This window comes from Thermogemmata fonticola (assembly GCF_013694095.1).
Classification (GTDB): Bacteria; Planctomycetota; Planctomycetia; order Gemmatales; family Gemmataceae; genus Thermogemmata; species Thermogemmata fonticola.
In genome coordinates, this window is record NZ_JACEFB010000001.1 from 997968 (window position 1) to 1012755 (window position 14788).

Consider the following 14788-nt stretch of genomic DNA (forward strand, 5'->3'; position numbering starts at 1 on the left):
TACGCTGGTTCCTGTAATCTCTGCGTGATGATTCGACCCCTGATATATTTGACCCGTAGGTAGTAAGGAGGACTCGACCCATATGCCCCACACCCAAAGCGCCTGGAAACGCATGCGGCAGAATGAGCGGCGTCGGCGCCGCAACCGCGCTTGGTATAAACGCATCAAGAAACAGCGCCGGGCCGCTGCGGAAGCCATTGCCACCAAAGATTCCCAGCAGATCCAAGAGCAATGGCGATTGACCCAACAACTGCTGGATCGCGCCGCCGACAAAGGGTACATCCATCCCAACAAGGCAGCACGGTTGAAATCCCGCCTGATCCGCAAAATCCGAGCCGCTCAAAAAGCGTCCGCCTCCACGGGCCAGAGCTAGCCTCCTTGGCGGTTCTTCGTCTTGGGCCAGCCCCCCGCGAGACGGGAGGCCCAGGGAGGATTGTAGAGGATTCCGGCGAGAGTCACCGGACCGAATCCAATACCAGCGGCACAAGGAGTTTTCCTTGGGCTGCATGGCCAATCCTTGCAAAGTGAACGGGTAGAAGACGGCAGCTCGAGAGTTGGCCTACCGATCGCAGAGAATCTGCCGCACCTCTGCCAAGGGAACATGATCCACCAGGCCGACTTCGCCGAGACATCGCGGAAGGACGAAGCGGAGGCGTCCGGCGGTGGCTTTTTTGTCCCGTTGCATCGCTGCCAGCAGGGCTTCCACGTCCCAATGGGGCAGTGGGCGGATTGGCAAATCAAATGCTCGGAGAAGCTGCTCCTGGCGTGACGGCAGGCTGTCATCTTCGAGATAGCCGAGGCGCTGCGCCAGACGGACGGCACACATCATCCCGGCCGCCACCGCCTCGCCGTGAAGCCAATGGTCCGCCGCTCCCACAATTTCAAAGGCATGCCCGAAGGTATGGCCGTAGTTGAGGATGGCCCGCAGGCCCGTCTCCTCATATTCATCCTGTTCCACCACCTCGGCCTTGATGCGACAACAGCGGGCGATGATGGACGGCAAGATGGAAGCGTGGCCATTCCGCAAAGCCGGAGCATGACATTCCAAAATCTCGAACAATTCCGCGTCCCGGATCACTCCGTATTTGACCACTTCCGCCAAGCCGCTGCGGTACTCCCGCACCGGCAAGGTTGCCAAGTGGTCCGTGTCGATCCACACTCCCTTCGGCTGATGGAAAGCCCCGATCAGGTTTTTGCCGCGGGGGTGATTGATGGCCGTTTTCCCGCCGACTGAGGAATCGACCATTGCCAACAAGGTAGTCGGAACCATGATCAACGGCAGGCCGCGATTGTAAGTCGCTGCGGCAAAACCGGCCAGGTCCCCTACCACTCCGCCTCCGACTGCGATCACCGGCGTGCGCCGGTCCGCTTTGAGTTCGTAAAGGGCATCGTAGAGCCGGGCAAGTTGTTCGAGAGATTTGGACTGTTCCCCCGCGGGAATTACGGCCAACGCGGTCCGAAAGCCGGCTTCCCCTAACGGAACGGTCAAAGGGGCGGCCAGCTTGCGGGTGTGCTCATCAGCGACGAGCAAGGCCGTCTGGGATTGCGGCAACAGTTCGCGCACAAAGAGGCCAAACTGGGCGGTCATGCCACGCCCCAAAACGATGTCATACGATCGCGGACCCAAGCGAACCGTTACGCGATCTTCTGCCAATTCACCGGAGGGAACAGGAGTCATGAGGCGTTACCTGGGGAGCCGTCAAGGCAGTGGCCAGGCGGAGGCAACAAAGAACCCGTAAGGCAGGGGGTGCTCCTGGACAGGAACACTGCGGAAAATTGATGCTCCACCTTGCCTAGATTAGCATATCAGGCATGGCTAGGGGTGGAGTGTGGTTCTTCGATCCCAGCAGTCCGGAATTCCCCAAGCGGAATGCGGCTTGGCGGGAGTTCTGGCGTGCTCCGCTCGTGCCGGTCGCCGGGAGTGCGACTGTCGGCCTGCTGGCCTCCCGCTATCTTCATGTCCCGCCGTGGGTATTCTGGTCCGCTTTTGCCGGCGGGTTAATCCTCTGGTGGGTGGCACGGCACGGCGACCGTTGGCGTTCCAGGCCACCGTGGGGATTGTGGCTGGCAGCGGCGGCACTGGCCGGCGTCTATCACCATCTTTACCGGGAAGAATATCCTGCGGATGACATAGCCGCCTTTGCGACAGATACTCCCCAAGCCCGGCGCATCCGCGCTTGGGTCTTGCAGGAACCGGTTTTTCGCTCCGCCAAAGCATCTTCCTTGACGCACGTGCAACCGCTGCCGACGACGAGCCTGCTGGTTCGCGTCGCTAGCATAGAAACCAGCGCCGGCTGGATTCCCGCTTCCGGGCGTGCACGCGTGACGATCGAAGGACACTTGGAGGCGATTCATGCTGGCGATGCCGTGGAGATTTTCGGACAACTCTCGCTTCCTCCACTCCCCGACAATCCGGGGCAAACCGACTGGCGCGGCCTGTATCGGGACGAGCGGATTACGGCGGTCCTGCGGGTGCGCCACTCTCCGGCTACGGTGACGCGCTGGGAAGCAGGACGATGGCAAAGCTGGCGTGGCATCCTGGGTTACTTGCAGCAGCGGGGGGAAGCAGCGCTACGGCAACACCTTGCCGAGCGCCAGGCTGGACTAGCGGCAGCCTTATTGCTCGGTGAGACCTCGGCCTTGGATCACGAAGAATGGGATGCTTACATTCGGACGGGCGTGGTTCATGTGTTGGCCATCTCCGGCTTCCACCTGACGGTTTTGGCTTCCTGGGTGTGGGTGTTGATGCGCGTCGCCGGTTGGCCCAGCCGGTCGGCCTCGCTGCTGGTGGTCGGGCTGGTTCTGTTTTACACCTGGCTGACGGGGGCGCGTCCTGCCACAGTACGGGCCGCAGCGATGATGTGTGCCTGGTGCTTGGCGTGGGGATTACGCCGCCCGCCGTGGCCCGCCAACATCTTCGCCTTGGCCTGGCTGATCGTCATCCTCGTGAAGCCCACCGATCCCTTCACGATCGGCTGCCAGATCTCGTTTCTGTCGGTCTTCGTGCTGATCTGGGCCGGTGGGCGCTGGCTGGCCCCGCGACCGCCCACGCCGTGGGAGCGTATTCGGGACCTCGGACGAAGTCCCGCGAGTCGTGCCCTGCGTTGGTGCGCCCGCAAGTTGGCACAGCTCTACCTGCTGTCGCTGCTCATGACCGTGGCCTTGGCCCCATTGCTCCTGTACTGGAAGAATGTCTTTTCTCCCGCCGGCGTACTGCTTGGCCCGCCTGTCATGTTCACCTCCTCTCTGGCTCTTATCAGCGGCTTTATGACCATGCTGGCAGCGATGCTGGGGGATTGGGCGGCCTATCTTCCAGGGCGGTTGACAGACTTCGTTCTCGCCCTCACCGCTTGGATGGTGCATCAGGTGGATAGTTGGGGTCAAGGGGTGGCTTACGCACCAGCTCCGGGAATCCTCTGGCTAATCGGCTTTTACCTCATTCTGGGTGTTGTGGTGTTCGCTCCCTCGCGGCGAGTTGTCCAAGGTCTGGCAGCCCTTTTGGTGTGGTCGCTGTTGGGTCTGATCGTGACGGTCCAACCCCGCACGTCGGACGAACTCCGAGTCACATTCCTCGCTGTGGGTCACGGCGGCTGTGTCGTCCTGGAAACTCCTGATGGCCGGACTTTGCTTTACGATGTAGGAAGCATGAGCGGCCCTCGAATAGTTTCGCAGATCGTCGCCCCGTACCTGTGGCACCGGGGAATCCGCCGGATCGACGAAGTATTCCTCTCCCATGGTGACATGGATCACTTCAACGGCTTGCCCGCTCTCCTTGCTTACTTTTCTGTTGGGCAGGTCAGTTGGACGCCGACTTTTGCCGACCGATCCACGCCAGGTGTCCAAGCGGTATTGGAAGCCATTCAACGTGCAGGGATTGCCACGCGTGTCATGGCCGCCGGCGAGAGTTTGGCCGCCGGAGATGTCCAACTGCACGTGCTCCATCCTCCGCCGCAGGGTCCCATCGGCACGGAGAATACCCGCAGCCTGACGCTGCTGGTGCAGTATGCCGGCCAAAGCATCGTGCTGACCGGTGATCTGGAAGGGATTGGACAAGAGATGGTGCAGCGTTGGCTGATTCCTCCGGTGGCTGTACTCATGGCTCCCCATCATGGTGGCAAGACGGCCAATGCTGCTGGGCGGACCGCCCAGGGAGAACTGGTCCCTTCGCCCTTGGGCCAGTGGGCCAGACCGCGCCTGGTTGTCTCTTGCCAGCGGACTAATCCTACCGACCACCTGCGTGCGGCGTACCCCACGGCAATCATCTGGGACACAGGCCGCTGTGGGGCCATCACAGTGCGCGTCCACACCACCGGAGTCACTGCGGAGGCCTTCCGCACCGGGGAAAAAATCGTGGTGGCTCGGCCGGAGCTTCCCTCCGTCCGCCGGGCAACGCCCACCCCTCACTGAGGCGGCCTGGAAGCCGAAAACTTGCGAACAGGGGTCAGCCCCAGTTTACCGCGGAAACGAGTTATTCCCCCTACCCTGCCCTGATCCCCTCAGAATGCCTTCCTGCTCGTCCGTCTATGCAGCTTCAGGGGTTTTTCCAATCCATCATTGAAACGCCGGTTATGCTTGCCATTTCGGGATCGTTGGGTAGTCTGCACTGAAGACAGCGCATCCGTCTCCTCGCAAGCAAGGTGCTACGGCGATGGGTTCCCTCTGGCGTTATTGTGTGTTTGTGAGTGCCGCCTTGTTGCTGGCGGTGTTACCTGCCTGCCATTCCCGGCGTGCGGACCGTATTACCATCGGTGTGGTTACAAACTGCGTCGCGGACTTTTGGCGGATTTGTGAAGCCGGCGCCACTAAAGCCGCCCAGGATTTTGATGTGGACCTTCAGTTCCGCGAGCCAGAGAAAGCCTTCGATGCCTCGGTGCAAATGCCCATCATCGAAGCCTGGGTCAAACAGGGTATCCACGGCATCGCCGTCAGCGTCATCGATCCCAAGGCTCAGACGGAAGACCTGGCCCGGATCGCGAAAAAAGTTCCCCTGATCACGATGGACAACGATGCGGAAGGTTCCGGCCGCCTCTGCTACATCGGTATCGATAACTACGAAGCGGGCAAAGCGGTCGGGCGCCTGGTGAAAAAGGCCCTGCCCCAAGGCGGCACCATTGCCATCTTCATTGGCAGCACAAAATCAGCCAATGGCAAAGCTCGCACCCAAGGAGTCCTGGACGAACTCGCGGGAGAAAAGGATGCGGTTGGCGAAGAGATGGCCCATCCCCACCGCCCGGATTTGAGGGTGCGGCGGTTCGGCCAATTCTATCTCGTCGATGGAGAAGCCAAAGAGGATAACAACCCCAACAATGCTCAACCTCTCGCTTCCAGCGTCTTGGCCCGCCTCAAGGGGTTGCCCCACCTCTGTGCTGTCGGATTGTATGCCTACAATCCCCCTGCTATTCTCGACGCCGCCAAATCCCGCTCCATGCACAAGGAACTCGTCATCATCGGCTTTGACGAAGATTGGGAAACTCTCAAGGCGATTGCCCAAGGGGAAATCCTGGCCACGGTCGTGCAAGACCCCTTCCAGTACGGCTATCAGTCCGTGGCCGCCCTCGCCGCCTACGCCCGCGGGGATTCCTCCAAGCTGGTGAAGGAACCGATTCCCTATCGCGTGGTGACCAAAGACGGAGGGCCGGACGAAACGATCACCACACCGCAAGGCACCCTAACTATCAAGAATCTGCCCGTCCAGGATTTCGAGGCCCGCTTGCGTGCGGACATCGCCTCCGTGAAAAAATGATCGGCCGGTCGCTTGGAATTGGCAGGACTTCCACCGTCGGACCTTCGACCGGCGGGACTTCTCCAGGGGGCGGGAGCCGGTCTAAGGAAAAAGTATCCGTTCCGGGAAGCATGCCCCGCCTCACTGATCCTGCCCCGACCGGCGGAGGTGGCTTTATTCCAGCAACGGCTTTCGCATTTCCGGGACCGAACGGGAGAGACGATGATCTCCACCATGAGCACCCCGCGCCTGGAAGTCTCAGGTATTCGTAAGCAGTTTCCTGGCGTTCTGGCTCTGGATGGCGTGTCTTTGCAAGTCGCAGCCGGGGAGGTCCTCGCCGTCGTTGGAGAAAACGGAGCAGGCAAGTCCACCCTAATGAAAATCATCGCTGGCTTGTATCCACCGGATCAAGGAACCATTCGCCTGGATGGCCAGCCGGTGCACTTTGCCAATCCGGCGGAAGCTATGGCGGCGGGAATCAGTTTGATCCACCAGGAATTGAATCTCGCCGAGAATCTCTCCGTTCAGGACAATCTGTTTCTGGGGCGTGAACTGACGTGGGGAGGCCGGCTCCGTCTGCTCCAGACCTCGGCCATGCACGAGCGCGGAGCGGCGCTTTTGCAACAAGTCGGCCTGCCGGTCGATCGCCTGGGCCAGCGGGTGGAATACCTCTCGCCGGGTGAAAAGCAATTGGTGGAGATCGCCCGCGCCCTGTCGCTTCAGGCCCGCGTCCTGATTATGGATGAACCGACTTCCAGCCTCACGCACAAGGAGACCGAGCGACTCTACGAGGTGATCCATTCCCTGAAACAGGCGGGGGTGTCCGTGCTGTACATTTCCCACCGGTTGGCGGAAGTCCAGCGGTGCGCGGACCGCGTGGTTGTGCTGCGCGATGGCCGAAACGCTGGGGAATTGCGGGGTGCGGACATCCAGCATGATCAAATGGTCCGCCTGATGGTGGGCCGGGACTTGAAGCAGTATTACCCGCGGCAGCACCGCCCTCCACGCAGCGGCCCAGTGGTTCTCCGGCTCGATCAATTCCGCTACCACGGGGGGCCGGATCACGCGGTCTCTTTGGAAGTGCGTGCCGGCGAAGTCCTCGGCATGGCGGGACTCGTCGGGGCGGGGCGCACGCAACTGGCGGAGGCCGTCTTTGGCATCCGGCCTTGGCGTTCCGGCCAGGTCTGGCTCAACGGGCAGCCTCTGCGCCTCCGCCATCCCAAGGATGCCATCGCGGCAGGCATCGCGTTGATCCCGGAAGACCGCCGCCATCATGGCCTGGTCCTAGAAGCGGCAGTCGGCTTCAATTTGAGTTTGCCCAACCTCGATCGCTTGAGCGGATTGTTGGGCATTCGCCGGCGTCAGGAGCGGCGCTGGCAGCGGGAGTGGATCGAGCGCCTGCGCATCCGCACTCCCTCGGCGGATCAGTGCACGGCTTTGCTCTCCGGCGGCAATCAGCAAAAGATCGTCTATGGCAAATGGCTGGCCCGGCAGCCCCGTGTCTTGATTCTGGACGAACCGACGCGCGGGGTCGATGTGGGAGCCAAGGCCGAAATTTACGCCCTCATGGACGAACTGGCAGGCCAGGGTGTTGCCCTCTGGATGATCAGCAGCGATATGGAGGAATTGCTGGGGATGTCCGACCGCGTAGTGGTGATGCACGAAGGGCGCGTAGCCGGTGAACTGTCCCGCGAACAGCTCAGCGAGGAGGCGGTCATGCAGCTTGCGACGGGGGGAATGACAGCCACCATCCCGCCGATTCCCCGCGATGCCGCGGCCCCTTCAATTGCACCTGGTACCCCTGCATCATCCTGAAGCCAGTGATCCGAGAGGGCAAGCGTCATGACACGTGTCCTGGGCGTTCTGGGTCTGTTGATCGCACTCTACGCCGCCCTGATACTCTCGAATCCCTCAGCGGGAAAAGCGGACAATTTGATCGACGTGGCCAACATTCAAGGGCGCTACGGCCTCATTACGATCGGAGCTGCCCTGGTGATCATCGCCGGCGGCATCGACCTGTCCATCGGTTCCGTCGTCGGGTGTGCTGCCGTGCTCTTCGGCGTTCTCATGGAAGGCGGCATTCCGCCCGTGGGAGCCGTGCTCTTGACCCTCCTTTTCGGCTTGTTCGTGGGACTGGCCAACGGTCTGCTGATTACCCAACTGAAGTTACAACCCTTCCTGGTCACCCTCTGCGGCATGTTCATCTACCGGGGTGTTGCCCGCCTGCTCGGCGGTACGGTCAGCCGAACCCGTGCCCTCGAAGAGCATCCAGAGTTCGCAGACGCCCTGCGTCAGGTCCGCTATGTACTCGTTGGCAAGGATGCGACGGGAGAGCTGATCTTTCCGGCTCAATTCCTCCTATTGCTGCTGGTGGCGTTTGCTATCGGCTATATCTTGCACCGCACGGCTTATGGCCGATACTGGTACGCCATCGGTTACAACGACCAGGCGGCCCGCTACGCCGGCATCGCCGTCGATCGCCATCGCATTGCGGTGTATGTGCTGTGCTCGTTCCTGGCGGCACTCGCGGGGGTGCTACTCTTGCTGGACATGCCTTCTGTGCAATCCGATAGCGGGGGTTTGGGTCTGGAACTGTACGCTATCCTGGGGGCCGTGCTGGGGGGGTGCAGCCTGCGGGGCGGCGAAGGGACGGCAGTAGGCATGGTCCTGGGAGCCATGGTGCTACCGGTGCTGGAAAATCTGGTCAGTTTCCGGGGTCTGAAAAGCGACGTCATTCCCGCTGTCATCGGGCTGACCTTGCTCCTGGGCACCATGCTTGATGAGTGGATTCGCCGTCGCTCACACCCCCGGCCTTGAGGTGCAGTCGCGGTCGATTCGTTTGTGGAAGCGCCGGTTTTATCGCAACCACTTGTCGCAGTAGTCCATGAAGACTTTCCAATCCTCCGGCCCCATCGAATGCTTGCCGGGGCGAATGAAGTAGCCCAAGCGCTCCGGGCTGAGGGTATTCAGCGGCGGCATCTTGTCCGCGACGACAGGGCGGGGCACATCGTAGAGTTCGTAGGCCGGTGCTGCTGCCCGCAATACCTCAAATTGACCCGCGGGATTGGCCCATTGATCCTCTTCGGCATTGGTCAACAGCACGGGGCGGGGGGCGCAGAGTGCGACCAGGCCGTTCTGGTCAAACGGCAAGCGGGTAACATCCGCACCGAAGGCCTTGAAATGCCCGCAAAACCAGTGGGGGAAAGTGGCGTTGATGCGCGCGACGGTTTCGGCCTTCGGGTTGTGATGGCGGCTAGGAGCCGCGCCACCGCAACCGGACTGATGGGGGATAACAACTGCGATCCGTTCGTCGAAGGCCCCGGCAAGCAAGGCGGTCTTGCCCAAGCGTGAATGCCCCACCACGATCAGCTTCCGACCATCGATGCGGGAATCGGTCAGGAGGTAATCCACGGCATTATGAATTCCCCAAGCCCACCACATGATCGTCGCCGTCTCGCGTCCCGTCTCAGTAGGCCGCTCCGGCAACGTGGCCCGCATTCCCTCCCGAACATGGGGGCGGTCCGGTTGGATGTCCCCGCAATAGAAGGTGGCCACGGCATAGCCGCGAGCCAAAATCTGTTCCAAGGGCCAAACGTTGGCCTGCCGCCCGCGCCCCTCCGCCGTCGCCCGATTCTGCACCACGCCGGGATAGTGCCCCGGCATCCACACAGTCGGCATCCGCACTTTCTCATGGGCCGTCAGCAGGTGGTTTCCGCCAAAGTTCAACCCGACGAAGCAGGGCGCAGGGGTTCGGCCATTCGGCAAAGCCAGTAGCAAATAGATTTTCGGCCAGTCGTCCGGCCCGAAAGTCAACTCCACTTCACGCAAGGTTCCTTGACCGTTGAGGAATTGGGCATCCTCGAAGAGCACCCGCCCCTGGACTTTCTGGGGGCGCGCTGGATATTCCCCATACATGTAATGCTGGAAGAGTGCTCTCAATTCGGGGCGCCGTTGCTTTTCCCAATCTTGCCGAGTGTTCACGCGCCGGCCATCGAGCATCTCCAGGGGATGCGGCATGTCAAGCCGGGAAGGCAATTTGTCGGGCGGGGGAAGCTCCGCTGTCCAGGCTATGGAGGTCACAGCCAGCACTCCCAAAGACCATAGAGGAATGGAACGCATCGGTTACCTCCTGCTCGTCAGTACCCGTGCTGGCGATTGTAGCCGGAGAGTCCTTCCGCCTCCAGAGGCTTGTGGATTCTTGCAAGGTGTCCCGTCCGCTCTTTCGTCTGTGTGCTCCGGCCACCTTCTCTCCTTCAGCGGGAGTAATAGAATCCCTGATCCTTCACGGGAATCGGCTTCTGGACAGCAGAGGTGTTAGAAAGACAGACGGTAGAACCCCAGCAGGGTGAATTGCTCTCGCTCCGCCAGGCGTGTGTGTGCTAGACTGAGGCACAGAAGTTGTCGGGATAGTCCCCTTGGCCCAAGGGACAGCGCAACGAGGCCAAGTTACCTAGAAGTTATGGAGGGCCCGATGCAACCGCTTCCGCAAACATCTGCCAGTCGGGAACCCCACGCTTCACCCCTTCCCACTCCGCCGCTTCCTCGGGAAGATGGGTGGTATGAGGCACCCGCGAGCGGGTCTGCGCTGGGTTCGTCTCCTTCTTCGGCTGCCCTGTGGAACAAGCTGCTGGACGAGCTGGCCGCCCATCCTGAACGCCGTGTCGAATTTCTCCAGAAACTCCTGGGTGAACCGGCTTGCCGGCAGTTGGGGATTTATCAGCTTCCCGCGGGGTTCAAACTGTCGGTGGTCATTCCGGTGTACAACGAGGAACGCTGGCTGGCTGAGCTGGTCCGGCGCGTCCAAGCGGTGGATATTCCCAAGGAATTGATCATCGTCAACGATTGCTCCACGGATCGCACCCCGGAAATCCTGGCGCAGATCGAACAGCAGTATGACAATGTGCGGGTCATCCACCAGCCGAAGAACATGGGCAAGGGAGCGGCGCTGCGGGAAGGGTTCCGCCATTGCACCGGCGATGTCGTCATCGTGCAGGATGCGGATTGGGAGTACAACCCCGCGGAGTATCCCAAACTGATCCAGCCAATCGTGGATGGACGGGCGGATGTGGTGTATGGCTCCCGCTTCATCGGCGAAAGCCACCGGGTCCTATACTACTGGCACTCAGTGGCCAACAAAATCCTCACCACCCTGTCCAACTGGTTTACCAATCTCAACCTCACGGATATGGAGACCTGCTACAAAGTGTTCCGGCGGGAAGTGATCCAGAGCATTCGCTTACGCTCCAATCGGTTTGGTTTCGAGCCGGAGGTGACGGCTAAGATCGCTCGGCGACGCAAGGGCCAGCCCCCCTGGCGTGTCTACGAGGTCCCGATCAGCTATTCTGGCCGCACTTATGAGGAAGGGAAAAAGATCGGCTTGAAGGACGCTTTCCAGGCCCTCTACTGCATCATCCGCTATTGGCTGGCAGATTGAAAGCCACGGCGGACCACCTCGGCTTCCAGCGATTGACCGGGACAGACTCCTCTGCCCTTCTTCCAGGACCGAATCATGGCGCGGGTGTTATTGGGAGTGACAGGCAGTGTGGCGGCCCTTCGCACGCCGGAGCTAGTGCAGGCCTTGCGGGCAGCAGGGCACGCCGTCCAAGTCCTGGCCACCGAGGCTGCTCTGTATTTTTTCGATCCTGCTAGCGTACCTCCAGGGGCCTTTCCCTGGATGGGGCAGAGCTGGCCGGTCCTTACAGACGAGCAAGAGTGGCCGGGCCGGCAACAGGGCCGGCGCTATCAGCGGGGTGATCCGGTACTGCACATCGAACTGCGCCGCTGGGCGGAACTACTGCTGATCGCACCTTTGGATGCCCATACCCTGGCCAAGCTCGCCACCGGCCTGTGTGACAACTGCCTGACCTGCGTCTGGCGAGCCTGGGATTGGACCCGCCCCGTGGTCCTGGCACCGGCCATGAACACCCTCATGTGGGAGCATCCCTTCACCTGCCGGCATCTGCGAGTGCTAGGGCTGGCCGCTGGGATCGCTGACCTGCCGGAGGATGGCGACCCCCTTCCCCTGCTGGAGAGAATCAACGCGTGCAGTCGAGTCCTGCGTGTGGTGCCTCCGCAGGTGAAAGCGCTAGCTTGCGGCGACATCGGGATCGGTGCTATGGCGGACGTCGCGGCGATCTGTCAAACGGTGAATGACTTAGCAGGTTCATAGTTGGTGAAAGGAAACATCCCTGGCTTTCCCTGGCGCCGATGTCATGAGGCGGCTTTCCACTCCCCCGGCGGTTCCCTAACATCACGGCAACGTTCCCGACGCCGCGCCGATGGTCGGCCACGCCGGGGAACGCTTTGGGAGGTTGTATCGATGAAGTCTGTACGTCTTATGCTGTTGTCTTCGCTGATGCTCGGAGTGGGACTGTTCGTCGCCCTCCGACCCCAGGGGGCATTCGCCCAGGGAAAAGATGACCCCGCCGCCAAAATTGTCGGCACCTGGGAGCTTGCCAAATCCGGCGGAGACCTGCCCGCGGGTACCATCATCGAATTCACCAAGGATGGCAAACTCAAGGCCACCCTCAAGGTGGACGAGCAGGTTCTGAACATTGAGGGGACTTACAAAGTGGACAAGAACAAAATCAACGTGAAGGTCAAAATCGGCGAAGAGACCGTCGAGGAAACGGTCACGATCAAAAAGCTGACTGACAAGGAGCTGGAGATCGAGGACAAGGAAGGCAAAATCGATGTCTTTAAGAAGAAGTAGCAGCCTCTTGGAGAATTGTTGAAGGCGCATTCAGTGCCGCAAATACTACGGACCCAGCCAACTCGGGGAGGCGCCGCGCTGCCCGGCGTTGACCGGTTGCTGAATCAACTCCGTCCCCTGAAGCATTAGGACGTTCCGGCTGGTTTCTCGGACCCCCTCTGTTCGGCTTCCTTGGGCGGGTACGAACCTTCCTGTTGAAGTTCTGGCTCGACCACATTCTTCCAGCATTCCGGACAAATCCCGTGACTGAACCGCGCGTTGCTATGGGTGGCAATGTAGGTCTCAACACGTTGCCAGTAGTTGCGGTCATCGCGGACCTTCATGCAGTAGGCGCAGATGGGTAACAGGCCTTTGAGGGTTTTCACCTGGCTGAGGGCCTCTTCCAATTCGCGGACTCGATCGGCCAATCCTTGCTGCAACTCGACAATACGTTCCCCGACCCGCAAGCGGGAATGCAGTTCAGCTCGGTCGAAGGGTTTGGTGACGTAATCGTCCGCTCCGCTCTCCAACCCGGTGACGATGTCCTGAGCGTTGCCCTTCGCCGTGAGCAAGATGATGTAGGTGGGTACTGCCCGATTGAGTGCCCGGACCCGGCGGCAGACTTCCGGCCCTCCCAGACCTGGCATCATCCAATCGAGGATAGCCAGGCGCGGGGAGTTTTCCTGCTTGAGCATTTCCCAAGCCGCCAAGCCATCGCGGGCCACTTCCACGGCATAGCCCCACTGACGCAGCGTCGCCTCCAGCACACGGGCGGACACGGCATCGTCATCGGCGATGAGCACCCGTTGCGGTTCTTTACGCCCAACGATCTTCTGAATGGCGGCAAGCGGCTGGGCTGGCTCGTTGACCACGTAATCCTTGGCGGGCGGAGGGTCCTGTTGACCGAGAGAAGCACTGTGAGTCATACCAAAAGAACTCCCTGGCGATGATGAGGACGATACTTTATGAAAAACCCAAACTCTGCTGATCGTTATGAGGAGGGTGGCCAACGGCTACGACCGCTGGATTGTTCGCATCTGCGCTTCTCGCGAGGTCCGGCTGGGTAGCATGATCGAGGGCCAATTGCCGCAGCAGCGGTGGGAGGGCCGCGTGAGCCTGCTCCAATTCCTGAAGTGTGCGGGAGGCCTCCGCTAGCTGGCCGTCCGCGGCGAGACGTTCGAGGCGGTAGGCTATCTCCGAGACAGCAGTGGCACCGATATAGGCTGCCGCGCCCTTGAGACTATGGGCCGCTCGCCGGAGGGCGTCGGCATCCTGTTGGTTCAAAGCCGCATGCATGTCGGACAGCAAGCGGGGTGCATCCTGCTGGAACAAGGATGCCAATTCCGCTAGAAGGGCGGCATCTCCTCCTAAGCGTTCCAGAGCTGCGACCCGGTCCAGAAGTGGCGAAGGGGTCGCCGCTGGTGGGGGCGTCTCTATCACCACCGGCGCTTGAGCCAACACGCGGTGAAGGGCGGCCTCCAATTCCTCCCGGCGGACGGGCTTGGCCACATAATCATCCATCCCGGCAGCCAAGCAGCGTTCGCGATCCCCCTTCATGGCGTGCGCGGTCATAGCGATGATCGGCGTGCGGCAGGCTCGATTCGCCTCCAGCCGGCGGATGAGCTTCGTCGCTTCCAACCCATCTAACTCCGGCATCTGCACGTCCATCAAGATGACATCGTACTGTCCCTGCTGCCAGTGTTCCACCGCGGCCCGTCCAGTCGATACGACTGTTACAACATGACCCATCCGTTCCAAAGTACGCACCGCCACGTGCTGATTGACGGGGTTATCTTCCGCCAGCAGTATACGCCAGCAGCGTCCAGGGACTGGTGCGGAAACAGGCGCGGGCGGCGGGGAAAGTGCTGGCTTCCCGTCGGCCTCCCCCTCGGCCCGGTCGAGATTCGAAGGCAGGACGGAACGCGAGGCTGGCGATGGCGGCCGCCTCAAGGCCTGAGCCAGCGCCTGATTCAGTTCGCTAGCCTTCACCGGTTTGAGCAGATACGACGTGATGCTCAATTCCCGGCAGCGCACCAGATCACCGGGGCGATCCGCAGAGGTCAACAGGAGAATCGGTATATCCGCGAAGACAGGTTCCTGGCGGAGGGCCGCAGCCAACTGGAAGCCGTCGGCGTCCGGCATCATGGCATCCAAGAGGATGGCGGCAAAGCGGGTGTTGTCTTGGCGAGACTGCCAGAGGACTTGCCAGGCTTCTTCCACGCTAGCGGCAGCGGCAGGCCGAGCGCCCCACAGACGGAGCGTGTCAGCCAAAACCCGGCGATTCGTCGCGTTGTCGTCGACGATCAGGATGGGCGGGTCTGACAAATAAATCTGGCGCTGGCTGGGGAGCTGTGGCAAAATAGATAAGCCCATTC

At 61.1% G+C, this 14788-nt stretch carries 12 protein-coding genes; 8 read left to right on the forward strand and 4 right to left on the reverse strand.

Translation table 11 applies throughout. From position 1 onward, the window contains the following. Positions 1-82 precede the first annotated feature (82 nt). Positions 83-373: a 30S ribosomal protein S20 gene (gene rpsT / locus H0921_RS03565; RefSeq protein WP_194536617.1), complete on the forward strand. Its 291-nt coding sequence runs from the start codon at positions 83-85 to the stop codon at positions 371-373. 186 nt (positions 374-559) lie between these two features. On the opposite strand, the gene aroB is transcribed toward rpsT, so the two are convergent. Then, positions 560-1678 (reverse strand): 3-dehydroquinate synthase, encoded by a 1119-nt coding sequence (aroB, locus tag H0921_RS03570; protein ID WP_194536618.1) that lies wholly within the window; start codon positions 1676-1678, stop codon positions 560-562. Positions 1679-1812: 134 nt separating this feature from the next. Between aroB and H0921_RS03575 the strand changes: the two genes are divergently transcribed. The 4 genes from H0921_RS03575 to H0921_RS03590 all read left to right on the forward strand — a co-directional run bounded on the left by H0921_RS03575 (position 1813) and on the right by H0921_RS03590 (position 8539). Then, positions 1813-4407 carry a ComEC/Rec2 family competence protein gene (locus H0921_RS03575; protein ID WP_194536619.1) on the forward strand — a complete coding sequence of 865 codons (2595 nt, stop codon included), beginning with the start codon at positions 1813-1815 and terminating at the stop codon, positions 4405-4407. Positions 4408-4648: 241 nt separating this feature from the next. Further along, positions 4649-5743, forward strand: coding sequence for a substrate-binding domain-containing protein (locus H0921_RS03580; RefSeq protein WP_194536620.1), 1095 nt, complete (start codon positions 4649-4651; stop codon positions 5741-5743). 213 nt (positions 5744-5956) lie between these two features. After that, a complete protein-coding gene (locus tag H0921_RS03585) occupies positions 5957-7537 on the forward strand; it encodes a sugar ABC transporter ATP-binding protein (protein WP_194536688.1) in 1581 nt (526 codons plus the stop codon). 27 nt (positions 7538-7564) lie between these two features. Beyond that, positions 7565-8539, forward strand: coding sequence for an ABC transporter permease (locus H0921_RS03590; protein ID WP_194536621.1), 975 nt, complete (start codon positions 7565-7567; stop codon positions 8537-8539). A gap of 39 nt (positions 8540-8578) precedes the next feature. Here the strand turns inward: H0921_RS03590 and H0921_RS03595 are convergent, their stop codons facing one another. Then, positions 8579-9841, reverse strand: a complete 1263-nt coding sequence (locus tag H0921_RS03595) for a glucuronyl esterase domain-containing protein (protein ID WP_194536622.1) — start codon at positions 9839-9841, stop codon at positions 8579-8581. A gap of 352 nt (positions 9842-10193) precedes the next feature. On the opposite strand from H0921_RS03595, the gene H0921_RS03600 reads away from it, so the two are divergent. The 3 genes from H0921_RS03600 to H0921_RS03610 all read left to right on the forward strand — a co-directional run bounded on the left by H0921_RS03600 (position 10194) and on the right by H0921_RS03610 (position 12434). Continuing rightward, positions 10194-11156: a glycosyltransferase family 2 protein gene (locus tag H0921_RS03600; RefSeq protein WP_228498916.1), complete on the forward strand. Its 963-nt coding sequence runs from the start codon at positions 10194-10196 to the stop codon at positions 11154-11156. 75 nt (positions 11157-11231) lie between these two features. Then, a complete protein-coding gene (locus H0921_RS03605; protein WP_194536623.1) occupies positions 11232-11891 on the forward strand; it encodes a flavoprotein in 660 nt (219 codons plus the stop codon). A gap of 150 nt (positions 11892-12041) precedes the next feature. Next, positions 12042-12434: a lipocalin family protein gene (locus H0921_RS03610; RefSeq protein ID WP_194536624.1), complete on the forward strand. Its 393-nt coding sequence runs from the start codon at positions 12042-12044 to the stop codon at positions 12432-12434. 125 nt (positions 12435-12559) lie between these two features. Here the strand turns inward: H0921_RS03610 and H0921_RS03615 are convergent, their stop codons facing one another. Further along, complete coding sequence (locus H0921_RS03615) at positions 12560-13339, reverse strand: response regulator transcription factor (RefSeq protein WP_194536625.1); 780 nt, start codon at positions 13337-13339, stop codon at positions 12560-12562. A 37-nt stretch (positions 13340-13376) separates the two neighbouring features. Beyond that, on the reverse strand, positions 13377-14788 hold a 1412-nt coding region (locus tag H0921_RS03620), incomplete at its 5' end, for a response regulator (protein ID WP_194536626.1).